The organism is Terriglobus aquaticus, assembly GCF_025685415.1.
GTDB classification, from domain to species: Bacteria; Acidobacteriota; Terriglobia; order Terriglobales; family Acidobacteriaceae; genus Terriglobus; species Terriglobus aquaticus.
In genome coordinates this window covers 497,967-512,099 of the sequence record NZ_JAGSYB010000001.1, presented here as the reverse complement: position 1 = coordinate 512,099, position 14,133 = coordinate 497,967, and the positions used below count along the sequence as shown (strand labels likewise).

Genomic DNA, 14,133 nt, shown 5'->3' with positions numbered 1-14,133 from the left:
TCGGACCCTGATTCGCTTGTCACATTAGGTCCCATACGAAGCTAAGTTCTTTGCTTTGTATGGCGGGGACGACGGGGCTCGAACCCGCGACCTCTGCCGTGACAGGGCAGCGCTCTAACCAACTGAGCTACGTCCCCAGCATGCTGCTGGATTGTCGACCGAAGGGAACAATCTGCTCAACCCTCGATCCTGTCGTGCTCGCCACAATTGCTTGCTGCAGGCCTCAACAGAAACGAGTGTAGCAGAAGTCCGCGCTCGTAGTGAGCGACGTCCATAGAACGGGAAAATTGAAGTACCTCGACCATCGCTGGCGCATCACGCCGCGCACTTTCGGCCGAATACGCGTGAGCTCTAGGTGGAGGTCACCAGGTTCGTGCGGCTCATTGAGGATCTCTCACGTCAATCCGGATAGGATTTCCTCATACGCTCTCGCACTCGTTCCCTGCCCCGTCCAGTTCATCTCCCGGAGATTGCCTCATTTGAAAACCGCCGTCGCCCTTGCCGCTACACTCCTGCTCGCCTGCGCTGCCCCGCTCGCCTCCGCGCAAACCCCCATTCAAATTACGGCTGACCTGACGGAGGGGTACCGGCATCTGTACCACGCAGAGATCGATCTCCCGGTGAAGGCGGGCCCGGCCACCTTCATCACGCCACGCTGGATTCCCGGAACGCATGCGCCCGGCGGACCTCTGGCCGACATCACTGGCGTAGTCTTTACCGCGAACGGACAGACCCTGGCCTGGCGCCGTGACGATGTGAACCTGGCGGAGTTTCACGTGGAGATCCCCAGAGGTGTGACCAGCATCCACGTTCACCTGGACTCGATCACCAGCAATCGTGTCACCCGCAACATGAGCGTCCTCGAATGGGAGCGGCTCATGTTGTATCCGGCCAACGTGCCGGTCAAAAACATCGCAATCCAGCCCTCAGTGACGGTACCGGCTGGCTGGGGCACCGGGACGGCACTCAAACCCGTGGGCACAATCCCCACGCCCCCAACCACAGGCGTCAACGAAGACGCTCACCGCCCGCAGGCGAGTGCTGTCACCACGAAATATGCCGTCACGAACGTGGAGCAACTGGAAGACAGCCCCGTGATCACCGGCAAGTACTTTCACGAGTACACCCTTGCTCCGGAGATCAAGCCGGCCCACTTCCTGGATGTTGTGAGCGATTCGCCGAATGATGTGAATCTACGGCCCAAGACGCTGAACGCCATCAACAATCTGGTGCGCGAGGCCGACGCGAACTACGCTTCCCACCACTACTTCGAGTACCACTTCCTCCTCACCCTCAGTGATGTCGCGGGCGGTGAGGGGCTGGAGCACGGCCAATCCTCAGACAACGGCGTTGGAGAGAAAGGCTTCTCGGACGATGCGCACCAGCTCGCGGAAGCCGACTTGTTGGCCCACGAATTCACGCACTCCTGGAACGGCAAATATCGTCGCCCGGCGCGTCTGTACCAGCCGGATTTCGCAACACCGCAGCAAGGCGATCTGATGTGGGTATACGAAGGCATGACCCAGTACTGGGGGAACGTGCTCGCCGCCCGTGCCGGTCTGAAAACCCAGGCGCAATACCGTGATCTGCTTGCTGCCTCGGCTGCGCAGCTTGACTACAAGGCTGGCCGCGACTGGCGCCCTACAGAAGACACAGCAGTTGCCGGAAGTCTCATCCGGGGTGGCAACTCCGAATGGGTGAACTGGCGCCGCGGCCAGGATTACTACCAAGAGGGCGAACTGGTCTGGCTTGATGCCGACACGACCATTCGCAAGCTCACCAACAACCAGAAATCGCTCGATGACTTCGTTAAAATCTTTCTCGGCAAAGGCGGCAATACCGGCCCGCTGATCGTTGGGTACGAGTTCCCGGAGTTAGTGGCCGATCTAAACCAGGTCGTTCCCTATGACTGGGCGAAGTTCCTCAGCGATCGCATTCGCAGCATCAACGTGCGCGCAGACCTGGAAGGCATCGACCAGGGTGGCTACAAGCTCGTATACCAGGACAAGCCAAGCGCCTCCGAGAAGCTAATGGAGGAGGCACATGGCCGCCGCACCGCCGGGACCAACGTGTGGTATTCACTCGGCATGCGGCTCAATGAGCGCGGACAGATCGGCGACGTACGCTACGGCGGACCGTCGGATCAGGCAAAGCTCGCCCCGTCCATGACCCTGCTCGCCGTGAATGGCAAACCCTACAGCGGTGACACCCTTCGGGAGGCTATCCGCGCCTCCAAGACCGACACGAATCCCATTCACCTGCTGGTGCAGCAGGAAGATGCGGTGTTCCCGATCGACATCGACTACCACGACGGCGAGCGGTTCCCCGTGATGGTACGTGTCGAGGGCACGTCCGACTACCTTGACGACATCACCAAGCCACGAACGACGGCACCCGCCGGATCGCAACAGTAAGCTAACGCCAAAAGAACGGGAGCCACACGCCTGCGTGGCTCCCGTTCTCCCCTTGAGCTACAGACATTACAACCAAAGTAGTATCGCCGATAGGCTACATCGCCTCTACTCTGAGCTTGCCCCTCTCTTCTCGGGTTAGTTCGACGGGCCGCATCACGGAAGGGCGGAGGTCTTGCCGGACCTCCGCCCTTGATGCTTTCCTGCAATCTTGCACGCAAGACTGCGCGTGCGGTCGCATCGAGATCAGAACTGCGTAGTGAAGGTATGAGGAGAGGAGGCGTGGTGGGCAAGGAGGGACTCGAACCCCCGACATCCTGCTTGTAAGGCAGGCGCTCTAACCAACTGAGCTACTCGCCCACGCCTCTGCGAGTGTAGCATCGCCGCGCACGTGTGAGACGCTAGCAAAGCGATGTCCTCCGCCGGCAGCCCAATCCAACTTATCGTGAACGCCGACGACTTCGGCATGACGGCCGGCGTGAACCGCGCTGTAGCCGAACTGCACGCGGCGGGAGCACTCACCAGCACCACCCTGATGGCGTGTGGCCCCAAGTTCGACGAGGCCGCACGGATCGCTCGCGATCTGCCCTCGCTCGGTGTTGGCTGCCATGTGGTTCTGGTCGATGGCACTCCAACCAGCCCGCCCACGATTGCCGCATCCCTTCTCGCGCCCAATGGCGCCTTCACCTCGTCGATGGCGGACTTTGCCCTCGGAGTCGAAGCCCGCTACACCAAACCAAAACACATCGAGATTGAAGTCGCGGCCCAGATCGCGAAGCTGCAGGACGCAGGCATCGCAGTCACCCACGTCGATACACATAAACACACACACCTCCTGCCCAGGGTCGCGCGTGCGGTCATGCGCGGCGCTCAACGCATGGGCATCCGCCGCATCCGGAACCCATTTGAGCCTGCGTGGTGCTCGGCGATTTCACCCGCACCACTGTCGCGGAAGCTGCCCTTTCGCCTCTTGCACCAGTTCCAATCAGCCTTTCAGCGGCTGCTGGCTGAGGAAGGCATGCTCAGCCCCGACGCCTCACTCGGCCTGATTGCTACGGGCTCTCTAGACAGCTCGATCCTCGAGCGCATTCTAAGTTCAGTTCCGCCGGGTACGTACGAACTTGTATGCCATCCGGGTTATGTCGATGCCGAACTCCAGAAGGCGCACACTAAATTGCGCGAGTCACGGGAGATCGAACGCCAAGCCCTTCTCGACGTAGTCCCACAACTCCCGGCTGACCACTTTCAGTGCATCAGCTTCGCAGAGGTCGGTCGCGATTCAACCGGCCCGCTCGCCCAGCGACCGTAAGGTCTGCAGTGCCGAGAGGACATCTTCCCGCATGCGAGACAGGTCGCTCCCCACAGTGTCTTCCGCGGACACCAGAGGCATTTCGATGCTCACACGCGTCCCGCGCCCCGGACGGCTCTCAACATCGAGGTGAGCCGCTGTTCCAAACAGCACCAGCAGCCGCTCCCGCACATTCCTCATGCCAATGCCCGTGCCCGCCCGTACCAGCCCACTCACCGGCGACACTGCCTCGCGCCCTGGGGCAATGCCCACGCCATCGTCTTCCACTTCTAACCGCAACACGTTGCCCAAACGCCTGCTGCGCAGCGTGACCGTGCCTCCACTGATGCGCGGCTCCAGCCCATGCTTGATGCTGTTTTCGATCAGGGGCTGCAGCAGCATGCTCGGCACCTGCAGGTCCAGCGTCTCCGGCGCGATCTCCTTGCGAACCTGCAGCTTCTCACCAAAGCGCACGACCTCAATGGCCAGGTAATCATCCGTAAACGCCAGCTCTTCCCGGAACGGCACAAAGGCCTCGCGCTGTTTCAGCAGCACGCGCAGGATATTGGCCAGCTTCACCACCATCTCGCGCGCCAGCTCCGGCTCCAGGCGCACCAGTGAAGCGATCGAGTTCAGAGTGTTGAAGAGAAAGTGCGGATTGATCTGGCGCTGCAGAGCGTCCAGCCTTGCTTCCAGCAGCAATCGCGTCTGCTCTTCCAGCTTCTGCTGAATGCGCACCGCGTTCCAGATCTTCAGCGGAATGCCAACCACCACCGGTGCAGTGGCACACACCAGTGCCTCGATCCACCAGTGCTCATCCCGCAAGCTGAAGTAGAGCTTGGGATAGAAGTGCGACAACACGCTTGCTGCGGCCTGCAGCACCATCACAAGCAGCAGCAGCAGAATCTGCCGATCCAGGTGAGGTCGCTTCAGATTCCGCCGTACCCAACGGTACAGGCTCAGGTCAATCAATGGCGAGAACGACCAGACATCTTCAATGTCTACGAAGCTGTGGAAAGCTCCCGCGACCGCTGCCAGCAGAAGGTTCGCAGGCAGCGTCAGGTACTCACCATGCAGCATCGCGGGGACCGCAAGCAGGATGCCGCCTAACACCGCGGCCAACGGCCCAACCACGATGCCAAGCAGGACGATCGTTTCCAGCGAAAGGTCGGCCGCTAGAAAGTTCGGGACCACATCGCGCACCCACACTCCCAGCACTAGTGGCGTGGTCACCAGCAGCATCAGCTTCAACCGGTCGCGCAACGTTCGTTCCGGCATCAGCAGCAATCGGCGGAACGCCACCGACCGCGTCAGCGAGCTGGAGACGGCCGCAGCCACACCCAGCTTCACCAGCAGCGAGATCAGAACCAGCTTGCTGTCAAACTCGTGCACCCCTCTACTCTATGCGTGCGCGGCAGCCTGTCACACCACTGTCCTGCCCGCATCCATCGTGCTGCGAACGCATCTATACACTCCAGGTATGTCGTACAGTCGCGTCACCAAGGTCGCCGAAGCCAAGCTGCCGACACGTTCCGGTGATTTCCGGATCCTCGGTTTCGAGGGCGAATTGGCACCGGATCAGGAACCCGGGCCGCAGGGCAAGCGGATTGAAGAAGCGGTCGCTCTCGTCTACGGAGACATCGCGTCGCAGCCCTCACCCATCCTGCGCATCCACTCGCAGTGTCTTACTGGCGACGTCTTCCACTCTCTTCGTTGTGACTGCCGTCAGCAGCTTGAACTCGCGCTGGACACAATCGTCGCGCACGGCTCCGGCCTCGTGATTTATGAGGAGCAGGAAGGCCGCGGCATTGGCCTGATGGCCAAGTTGCGGGCCTATGAGCTACAGGATCAGGGACTGGACACCATCGAAGCCAACGTGCGGCTTGGCTACCGCAGCGACCATCGCGACTTCAGTCTGCCCGCGGAGATCCTGCGCCAGATGGGAATCCGCTCTGTCCGGCTGATCACCAACAATCCGGAGAAAGTAGCAGCCCTGCAAGCTCATGGTGTGCAGGTCGAACGCCTCTCGGCGGAGGTCGCGCCAACGCTCAATTCCGAGAGCTACCTGCAGGTGAAGCGCGAAAAGATGGGTCACCTCATCAGTTCGCTCTAGCGTCTTGCAGCACCCAACCGTTGCTCGTAAACCGCAGAACAGAAAGGCCCGCCAAAAGCGGGCCTTTTCCTGATTGAGAAAGCGTTAGCTTGGGTTTGCCGGCGCTGTGTTCGCGGCAGCCGTCGTGTTCTCGTCCTGCATGTTCGACAACACCTGCACGTCGACACGCCGGTTCTTCGAACGTCCCGCAGCCGTGCGGTTGCTCGCCACAGCCGAGTCCTTGCCGATGCCGACCAGGTAGAACTTGTGAGGCGCAATGCCGTACTTCGCTTGTAGATAGTTCGCCACTGCGTCGGCACGCTTCTGGCTCAGTTCGTAGTTGTACTGCGCACTCCCCACCGAATCGGTTCCGCCGGTCAACTGCACGATGTAGTGGCGCGAGCTCTGCAGGCTGGAGGCCAGCGTGTCGAGCTGCCGCTTGTCACTCGCGGTCAGCGTCGCCTTGTCGAACTTGAACGTCACGCTGGTATCGGAGACCTGCTTGTACTGGTCCAGCCCGGCTACGGTCCCTGCAAGCGAATCAACGCGGTTGTAAGCCTGCTGCGCGTTGCTATTTGCCGAATCAGCAGCGGTCTGTGCCGCGCCAGCATGCTGATCGGCAGCCGCCGCATTGGTCTTGGCTGTAGCGATTCCCTGCTGCGCGCGCTGGTCCGTGTCAACAATGGCCCGGTGATCCGCCGCGGTTTTCGCGTCCAGGTCGTTCGTCTGGTTGATCAGCGGTCCGGCCTGCGAACGCACATAATTCTTTGAACTGCAGCCGGTGCTCAACAGAATGACCAGGGCCGCCGAAGCGGCAACACCCACATTCCGTGCAACCTTCGACTTCTGTGCGTCAGATCCCCACTTGTTCACTCGCATCTCTCCCTGTGGCCCAAATGGGCGCGACGTTTCGATGAGTATGTTGCACGTGCGGGACCAATCTGCGCCTAACTTGTAAGTTGCTCATCCAAAAAGCCATAACGCCTCCTCTCCAAGCTTCCGCGAATCCAAACAAGGGGCAGACCGGGAACTTTCTTCCCGGTGCGAACGACTAAACTGGAAAAGCACCGACGCCCTCCCGATGGACCTTCAGCAGAAAATCCGGTCGCTTCCCCGACAGCCGGGCGTCTACCTGTACAAAAATGCCGACGGCGAGGTCATCTACGTCGGTAAAGCCAAGAACCTGCGCAATCGGGTTTCGAGCTACCTGCTCGAGAAGAACCAGATGAACGCGAAGACCGGCACGCTTATGCGTGAAGCGGTCGACGTCGACTACATCCAGGTCGCCAACGAGCACGAAGCGCTGGCGCTCGAGAACAACCTGATCAAGCAGCGCAAGCCGCGCTTCAACATCCTGCTGCGCGACGACAAGACCTATCCGTACGTCAAGCTCACCATGGGCGACCGGCACCCCAAGGTCTTCGTCACCCGCAAGCTGCGCAAAGACGGCGGGCAGTACTTCGGTCCTTACTTCCCCGGCAACCTCGCTCATCGCATCGTCGACCTGATTCACCGCTCGTTCCTGATCCCGAGCTGCAAGGTCGACCTGAATCGCTACCACCCGCGGCCCTGCCTGGAGTTCTACATCAAGCGCTGCCTAGCCCCGTGCGTCGAAAACCTGGTCGCTCCCGAGGTCTACCGCGAGGCCATCCGCGACGTTCAGTTGTTCCTGGACGGCAAGGAAAGCGAGCTCGAGTCGCGCATTACGCGCCGCATGACGGACGCCGCGATGAACGAGCAGTACGAACTCGCCGCCAAGTACCGCGACCAACTCGTCACTGTACACCAGCTTCAGGAAAAGCAGCGCATCGCCTCCGCTGAGAACGAAGATGCCGACGTCTTCGGCTACCACTTCGACCGGGAGATGCTGGCCGTAGCGCAATTCCACATGCGCGAAGGCAAGATCGTCGATAAGCGCGACTTCTTCTGGGAGGACCTGCCTGAGCTGGAGTTCATGGCCGGCGCAGAGGATGACGATGCCGATGAAGCATCGCCCACCGAAGAGCCTGAGCCCGCATGGAGCGAGGCCGATGCGGGCGTGCTCTCAACCGTGGTCGAGAACAGCTTGCCCCCGCAGCCCCAAGCCTTCTCGCCGGCTGCGTTCTTCTCCACGTTCCTCAAGCAGCACTACCTTGACCAACCGTACGTGCCTCGCACCATCTACGTTCCGCTCGAGTTCCCCGATCGGCTGGCGCTCGCTTCGTTGCTGAGCACTCAGAGCGGCCGCAAGATCGAGATCCTGGCCCCCCAACGCGGCGACAAGCGCTCCCTCGTCGACCTGGTCGGACAGAACGCAAAGCAAAGCTACGACCAGCGATTCCGAACGCTGCAGCCATCCAAGAACGCCATCGCTGAAGCGTTGCAGGACGCGCTAAACCTCCCCGACTTGCCCACCCGCATCGAGTGCTTCGACATCTCGCACATCCAGGGTGCCGAGACCGTTGCCAGCATGGTGGTCTGGGAAAAGGGCGAGATGAAGAAGTCCGACTACCGCAAGTTCAAGGTGAAAACGGTCAGCGGCGTGGACGACTTCGCCAGCATGCGCGAGGTGATTCAGCGTCGCTACCGCAAGCTGCAGGAGTCCGGCGAACCGTTCCCGTCCTTGATCCTCATTGATGGCGGCCTCGGCCAGCTCCACGCCGCCTACGCTGCCTTGGAAGAGATCGGCGTCACTCTGCAGCCGCTCGCGTCCATTGCGAAACGCGAAGAGGTCATCTACGTCTACGGCCAGGAGGACGATCCCGTGGTCCTCGACCGGCGCTCACCCGTTCTGCACCTAGTTCAGCGCATCCGCGACGAGTCGCACCGTTTCGCCATCACCTATCACCGCAAGCGCCGCGAAATGCGAGACCGCGATTCCGAGCTGCTCAACATCCCTGGCGTGGGCCCCACCACACGCAAGCGTCTGGTGGAGCACTTCGGCAGCGTTCGCGGCATTAAGGCCGCCGGGCCCGATGCCCTTACAGCTGTGGTGAACGCCAAGACTGCACAGAAGATCCGGGACTTCTTCCTCGCCGAACGCGAGGCAGCGATCGACGGCACCGGCACACCCACTTCGAACAGCGGCAGCCTGCGCATCCTTCAGTAGAGACGCAGCACAATCAGCGACTACTGTTGGTAGCCGTCCGGCCCCGCCTGGAACGTGTTGCACTGGCGGGCGTCGCCCGTCGTCATCCCGCGGCTAAACCAGCCCTGGCGCTCTGCACTGCTGCCGTGCGTCCAGCTTTCCGGACTAACCGTTCCGCGTTCCATCTTCTGGATGTGATCGTCGCCCACAGCAGCCGCGTTCTTCAGGGCTTCCTGCAAATCGTCCGGATCCAGCTTTCCACGCTGCTGCATGGAGTGCCCCCAGACGCCGGCAAAGCAGTCTGCCTGCAGCTCCAGCTCCACGGACGCGCGGCTCCGTTGGCTGCGGTCCTGCATCATCTGCTGCGCCTTCTGCTCAATTCCAAGGATGTTCTGGACGTGGTGCCCAAGCTCGTGGGCCAAAACGTAGGCCTGCGAGAAGTCTGCAGTGTTGCCGCCCAGGCGCTTCAGGTCGTCCCAGAAATCCAGGTCGATGTAGACCCGCTCGTCCTCCGGGCAGTAGAACGGTCCAGTCGCCTCCTGCGCAGCCCCGCAACCGCTCTGCGTCTGGTTGCGAAAGAGCACCAGCTTGGCATGCCGGTATGGCCGCCCCATCTGTTGCGGCAGGTCTTCTGTCCAGAACTTCTGCGCGTCATCCAGCACAAAGCTGAGCAACTGCGTGTCGCGATGCTCGTCTGCGCTTTCCTGCACGGGCCCACTGCTTTGCCGCGTTTGTGTCTGTGGCGTTCCACCGCCGACGCCCAGCAGGCCCAGGAAGTTGTGGCCAGTCACCAGACTCAGAACCACCAGTACGATCACGCCAATGATGCCCAAACCGCCGCCCCCGAACGGCAGGAACCCACCACCGCCGCCCGAGTCGCCGCGGCGATCCTCCACATCATTGCTCATCCCGCCGGGGGTCCATTCCATGGTGCCGATCTCCTGCTCGTCTTGTTTGGTGAAATCGTGCAGTTGGATGCAGTGTGGGCCGGCTTTGCTTGCCGTGGCTCTCCACTTTGTCTCTGCAACACGCATCCTGCGTCGAGCTCCAGCGGAGCACTCGCTCCAGACGGCGCGTTCAGACCTTCTCCGTCAGCTTGGCGACGTTGGTGCGCGCAGCGTGGGCCTCCACGGCGCGCCGGTACTCCGCGTCGTACTCGCGCGCCGGTCCATCCCATCCACGCCTGACCGCCATCCCCCTCTGCACTCTGGCGCGCCAGCGCTCCCGGTCGGCGAACTCCTTCAGCGCCCGGCCAACTGCGGCCAGCAAGGCTCCACTGGTGTACTCCTCGAAGACAAAGCCGTTTCCCTCTTCCCACTCTTGCACGGTGTCTCGCAGACCGCCGGTGGCCCGTACTACCGGCACCGTCCCATAACGCAGGCTGTACATCTGCGTCAGCCCAGACGGCTCATACCGCGAGGGCATCAGCGTCATGTCTGCGCCAGCCTGCATCTTGTGCGCCAGTTCCTCGGAGAAGTCAGGACTAACCCGTAGACGGTCCGGGTATTTGTCGGCCAGATCGCGGAACTGCGCCTCGACCGCCGGCTCACCCCGACCGACGATCAGCAGCACCAGGTTCATCTCGGCCAGCTTCGGCATCGCTTCGGCAATCAGGTCGAAACCCTTCTGACCCGCAAGACGTGAGACCATGCCGATCACCGCCGTACTGTCCGCGACCTCATCCGCTCCAAAGGCTCGCAGCAGGTCGGCGCGGCACTCTCGCTTGCCCGTCAGATCTTCGATCGAGTAGTGCGCGGCCAAGTGAGGATCGGTCGCGGGATCCCACTCCTCTTCGTCGATGCCGTTAAGGATGCCGACGAAGTCCCTCCCACGCTGGCAGTACACCTCTTCCAGGCCCTCGCCAAACTCTGGCGTCTTCAGTTCCTCGGCATATCCCGGGCTCACCGTGGTCACCAGATCGCTGGACCGCACGGCTCCTGCAAAAGGATTCACCTGCTTGTCCGCCCTCAGTACACCCGAAGAGAAGAGCGACAACGGCAGCAGCAAATCGGTCAACTGCTCCGGTGGGAATAGCCCCTGGTACCCGCCGTTGTGAATGGTGTACACGGTCGCAACCCTGCCCAGCATCGGATCGGCCGCGTAGCTCGTCGCCAAGTAAATAGCGGCGAACGCCGCCTGCCAGTCATGCAGGTGCAGAACGTCTGGGACGCCAAGCTGCTTTACGGCCTCCAGCACCGCCCGGCAGTACAGACCAAAGCGCACCGCATTGTCCAGGTAGTTCTCCCCGGGAGGACCGTACACGCCCTCCCGGTCAAACAACTCAGGGCAGTCGACCAGGTAGAACTGAACGTCGCGGTCGGTGCCGCCATCCAGAACACGCGCGAACCGGTTGCTTCCGGGCCCGGGCAGGGTAAGGCTTTCGAGCACGACAGGCGCCGCGCCCTGCTCCTCCATATCCAGCCGCAAGCTGCGATAGAGCGGGACATACACCGTTACGCGATGGCCGAGGCCAGCGATGGCTGCGGGAAGAGCCCCGAGCACCTCGCCCAGACCGCCCGTCTTGACCCGCGGCGCGCACTCCGGCGCCACAAAAACGATGTGCATACATGACCCTCACAGCCCCCGCGTTACCCTGAACCAGAGGGCTTCGACTCTACGATGCATCTGAACTTCTCCTGCGCTCCAGTCCGTCTGGCGCCCTGCCCCGCTACCCGATGAAGCACAAGCCGAAGTTGGGGCAGAACTTCCTTGTCGATGCGGATGCCGCGCGGCGCATCGCCGAAGCCTTGGGTGACATCACCACCGAGACGGTCCTCGAAATCGGCCCAGGCCACGGCGCCATCACAGGTCTGCTGGCCGAACGCGCCGGCCACCTGATCTGTGTGGAACTAGACCGCGCCCTCGCAGCCGAGCTCCGCTTCCGCTTTCGGAACGCGACGAATGTGCAGATCCTCGAAGCCGACATTCTTACCGTAGATCTTTCGGCGCTACGACCCGAAAACGGTAAGCTGCGCGTGATCGGCAACCTGCCGTACTACATCACGTCGGACATCCTTCTGCATCTGTGCCGGCACGCCAGCGCAATCGACACGGCGGTCGTGATGATGCAGCGCGAGGTTGCCGACCGCGTCGCCGCTTCGCCCGGTTCCCGCGATTACGGCGTTCTGTCGGTCTCGGTCCAGCGCCACGCAGACGTGAGTTCCATGCTGACTCTCCCACCCAGCGCCTTCTCGCCTCCACCTGACGTCTTCTCGACCGTGCTGCACCTCCGCATGAGGGACCGATCGTCCGAGTTGGGCGTGTTGAACGATGCTGCGTTCACCCGGCTTCTGCGGGCTGCCTTCGCGCAAAAACGAAAGACGCTCGGGAACAACCTGCGTTCCGCCGGGTACAGCCCGGATCGGATCCGCGCAGCCTGCGAGGCCGCCGGAGTCACCTCGGATCTGCGCGCGGAGGCTCTTTCCGTGTCGCAGTTCGCGGCGCTGTACCACGCCCTGGGCGCTTCCCCGTCCGCTACTTCGAGTGAGTAGCCGGAGCGGCTGAGGGTGCCGGCGGCGGAGCGCTGTGGAACACCGGTGCCGGGGGCGGCGGGCTGGAGTGCTGCACCGGGGCTGGCGGAGGAGAAATGATTCGGGGCGGTGCGATCGTCACGGGCGCAGGACGGACCGGAGGTGCGATCGCAGAAGCCGGGCGAGTCGCTGGCGGCAGCACCGGGCCAGCACCGGCAGGTACGGCCCGCACACCAGCGGGCCTGATCACCACCGAGCCGCCCGGCGCAGGACGGTTCGCCGCAGGAGGCACGTTCGAGTAAACCCGGCTGTGCCAGCCTGTGCTCAGGACGGGCTCTGCTGCGAGAACGCCACCAGCTCCGTCCGCATTCACCGGACCTGCCGGGCTTTCCTGGGACGTCGCGTGCCCCGAAGCGGCCAAACCGGCCGATGTCGGCGCCGAACGCGGAACCGTACGGTCCGCCTCGTCACTCCGGGTCTGGGAGGCGGTCGGGGCATGCCATTCCGGCGCTCGGCCCGGCATAACCGCCGCGACAGTGCTCTCGCGCCCAAGCACAGGAACATGCGTGCCATCCTGCAGAGGAAAATCACGCCGCAGCGCCGATCCCACAGCGGAGCTGCCGCGTGCTATCGGAGCGGCTGCAATCGGCTTCAGCGGCTGCAGCGTGACTCCGTTCCACTCGAGTGATCTCGCCTGCCTGGGCCCCTGCGCGATCTGATGGACCGCCGTGTTCTGTGGCGCTCCCGGCAGAGTCGGATGCCGCACAACGATGCCTCCGGTGGCAGGCGGCCGAACCGGCAGCGGCGGGCGCCACCCATGCGGGGCGTTCTTCACGGGAAGGCCTCCCACCGGCCATCCCCCGCCGTAGCTCCGGCACCCGGCGGCTGGCAACCAGCCCCAGCCGAAGCCGGGATAGAAGCTCCACGATCCGCAGTGGTAGGGCAGCCAGCCCCACGGATAGCCCGACGCCCAGACGTATCCGCCGCCGCCCGCGAAACCTGCATAGACCCAGTTCCCAAACCCGTATGGATCGAAACTCGCGTCGGCACCGTATGGCTGCCAGACCAGGCCTTCTCCGGGCAGCGGGTACCACGCACCATTGCTATCCAGGTCGCTCCAGCCATAGCCCTGGTCCCCGGCATAATCCTCGCGGGCGATCGTCTGACTCGCGCTGCTGTCGGCAAGCTGCTGTGCCCGGCGCTCGTTCCAGCGGTCAGCCGTCTCATCGGCGACTCCTTCCGCCAGCAGGTAGCGCCGCGAGTCTTTCGCGTCAGCGCGAAGGCTTTCTCCCTGTTGCACGTCGACGGTATAGCTGTTGGGCCGGGTCACGCTCACACTGCCACGCAGAACAGCGACCTCCGGCTGACCGTTTTGCACACGAACACGAATGCTTGCGTTCTCCAGCGGCGCCACACTGACCTCGCCCGCGTAGACCACAAATTGAGGATCGGTACCGGCACGCAACTCCAGGTAGTACAGCCCATCGTCCAGACCGATCTCCGTTTGCGGCTGCAACCGGATCAGCGTTGCAGAACTACCCGCAGCCAGGCGCAAGACCGAGCCATCCGGGAACTCCACTTCGCTGTCCGCGTTCGCTCCGGTGCGCACCGACTGCCCGGGACCGATCGGCATGTTGAGGGCAGCATCCACAGCTTCGGCGTTGTACCCTGCGCTGGCTACGTGAACCTCGCCATCGATCAAGCTCATGCGAGCGACCGCCGGCCCTGGCTCACGCGCGCCCGTCTGGGCGAGCAATTGCGGGAGATGCGCGCAGGCGAGGCTGCCCGCAATGGCGCAAATCAAT

General features: G+C 62.6%; 10 protein-coding genes and 2 tRNA genes. 5 read left to right on the top strand and 7 right to left on the bottom strand.

The window, feature by feature from the left end:
- Nucleotides 1-60: 60 nt before the first annotated feature.
- Nucleotides 61-137 (bottom strand) — tRNA-Asp (locus OHL12_RS02285).
- Nucleotides 138-470: 333 nt separating this feature from the next.
- Between OHL12_RS02285 and OHL12_RS02280 the strand changes: the two genes are divergently transcribed.
- On the top strand, nt 471-2,414 hold the full coding sequence (locus OHL12_RS02280) for a M61 family metallopeptidase (protein WP_263412220.1): 1,944 nt from the start codon (nt 471-473) through the stop codon (nt 2,412-2,414).
- Between the two features lie 280 nt (nt 2,415-2,694).
- Here OHL12_RS02280 and OHL12_RS02275 read toward each other — a convergent pair.
- A tRNA-Val gene (locus OHL12_RS02275) sits at nt 2,695-2,771 on the bottom strand.
- A 52-nt stretch (nt 2,772-2,823) separates the two neighbouring features.
- Between OHL12_RS02275 and OHL12_RS02270 the strand changes: the two genes are divergently transcribed.
- Nucleotides 2,824-3,720: a ChbG/HpnK family deacetylase gene (locus OHL12_RS02270; protein ID WP_263412219.1), complete on the top strand. Its 897-nt coding sequence runs from the start codon at nt 2,824-2,826 to the stop codon at nt 3,718-3,720.
- Here OHL12_RS02270 and OHL12_RS02265 read toward each other — a convergent pair.
- Complete coding sequence (locus OHL12_RS02265; RefSeq protein WP_263412218.1) at nt 3,691-5,091, bottom strand: sensor histidine kinase; 1,401 nt, start codon at nt 5,089-5,091, stop codon at nt 3,691-3,693. The two genes, OHL12_RS02270 and OHL12_RS02265, sit on opposite strands and share 30 nt — an antisense overlap.
- 88 nt (nt 5,092-5,179) lie before the next feature.
- Here OHL12_RS02265 and ribA point away from each other — a divergent pair, with 88 nt between their 5' ends.
- Nucleotides 5,180-5,812 (top strand): GTP cyclohydrolase II, encoded by a 633-nt coding sequence (gene ribA, locus OHL12_RS02260; protein WP_263412217.1) that lies wholly within the window; start codon nt 5,180-5,182, stop codon nt 5,810-5,812.
- Nucleotides 5,813-5,896: 84 nt separating this feature from the next.
- Here ribA and OHL12_RS02255 read toward each other — a convergent pair whose 3' ends face one another.
- The gene (locus OHL12_RS02255) at nt 5,897-6,664 is read right to left on the bottom strand and encodes an OmpA family protein (RefSeq protein ID WP_263412216.1); all 768 of its coding nucleotides are present in this window, start codon (nt 6,662-6,664) and stop codon (nt 5,897-5,899) included.
- Nucleotides 6,665-6,872: 208 nt separating this feature from the next.
- Here OHL12_RS02255 and uvrC point away from each other — a divergent pair, with 208 nt between their 5' ends.
- On the top strand, nt 6,873-8,879 hold the full coding sequence (gene uvrC, locus OHL12_RS02250; RefSeq protein WP_263412215.1) for an excinuclease ABC subunit UvrC: 2,007 nt from the start codon (nt 6,873-6,875) through the stop codon (nt 8,877-8,879).
- Between the two features lie 20 nt (nt 8,880-8,899).
- On the opposite strand, the gene ypfJ is transcribed toward uvrC, so the two are convergent.
- Both ypfJ and OHL12_RS02240 read right to left on the bottom strand, forming a co-directional pair.
- On the bottom strand, nt 8,900-9,787 hold the full coding sequence (gene ypfJ, locus OHL12_RS02245; protein WP_263412214.1) for a KPN_02809 family neutral zinc metallopeptidase: 888 nt from the start codon (nt 9,785-9,787) through the stop codon (nt 8,900-8,902).
- A gap of 148 nt (nt 9,788-9,935) precedes the next feature.
- A complete protein-coding gene (locus OHL12_RS02240; RefSeq protein ID WP_263412213.1) occupies nt 9,936-11,423 on the bottom strand; it encodes a glycogen synthase in 1,488 nt (495 codons plus the stop codon).
- Nucleotides 11,424-11,533: 110 nt separating this feature from the next.
- Between OHL12_RS02240 and rsmA the strand changes: the two genes are divergently transcribed.
- Complete coding sequence (gene rsmA / locus OHL12_RS02235; RefSeq protein ID WP_263412212.1) at nt 11,534-12,349, top strand: 16S rRNA (adenine(1518)-N(6)/adenine(1519)-N(6))-dimethyltransferase RsmA; 816 nt, start codon at nt 11,534-11,536, stop codon at nt 12,347-12,349.
- Here rsmA and OHL12_RS02230 read toward each other — a convergent pair.
- Nucleotides 12,333-14,036 carry a DUF6600 domain-containing protein gene (locus tag OHL12_RS02230; protein WP_263412211.1) on the bottom strand — a complete coding sequence of 568 codons (1,704 nt, stop codon included), beginning with the start codon at nt 14,034-14,036 and terminating at the stop codon, nt 12,333-12,335. The genes rsmA and OHL12_RS02230 overlap by 17 nt on opposite strands.
- Between the last annotated feature and the right edge of the window lie 97 nt (nt 14,037-14,133).

What these genes read in the sequence shown, in the direction of transcription:
- ribA (WP_263412217.1), top strand. Translation starts at nt 5,180, where the DNA reads ATGTCGTACAGTCGCGTCACCAAGGTCGCCGAAGCCAAGCTGCCGACA.
- ypfJ (WP_263412214.1), bottom strand. Translation starts at nt 9,787, where the DNA reads ATGGAATGGACCCCCGGCGGGATGAGCAATGATGTGGAGGATCGCCGC.
- rsmA (WP_263412212.1), top strand. Translation starts at nt 11,534, where the DNA reads ATGAAGCACAAGCCGAAGTTGGGGCAGAACTTCCTTGTCGATGCGGAT.
- uvrC (WP_263412215.1), top strand. Translation starts at nt 6,873, where the DNA reads ATGGACCTTCAGCAGAAAATCCGGTCGCTTCCCCGACAGCCGGGCGTC.
- OHL12_RS02230 (WP_263412211.1), bottom strand. Translation starts at nt 14,036, where the DNA reads ATGAGCTTGATCGATGGCGAGGTTCACGTAGCCAGCGCAGGGTACAAC.
- OHL12_RS02240 (WP_263412213.1), bottom strand. Translation starts at nt 11,423, where the DNA reads ATGCACATCGTTTTTGTGGCGCCGGAGTGCGCGCCGCGGGTCAAGACG.
- OHL12_RS02270 (WP_263412219.1), top strand. Translation starts at nt 2,824, where the DNA reads ATGTCCTCCGCCGGCAGCCCAATCCAACTTATCGTGAACGCCGACGAC.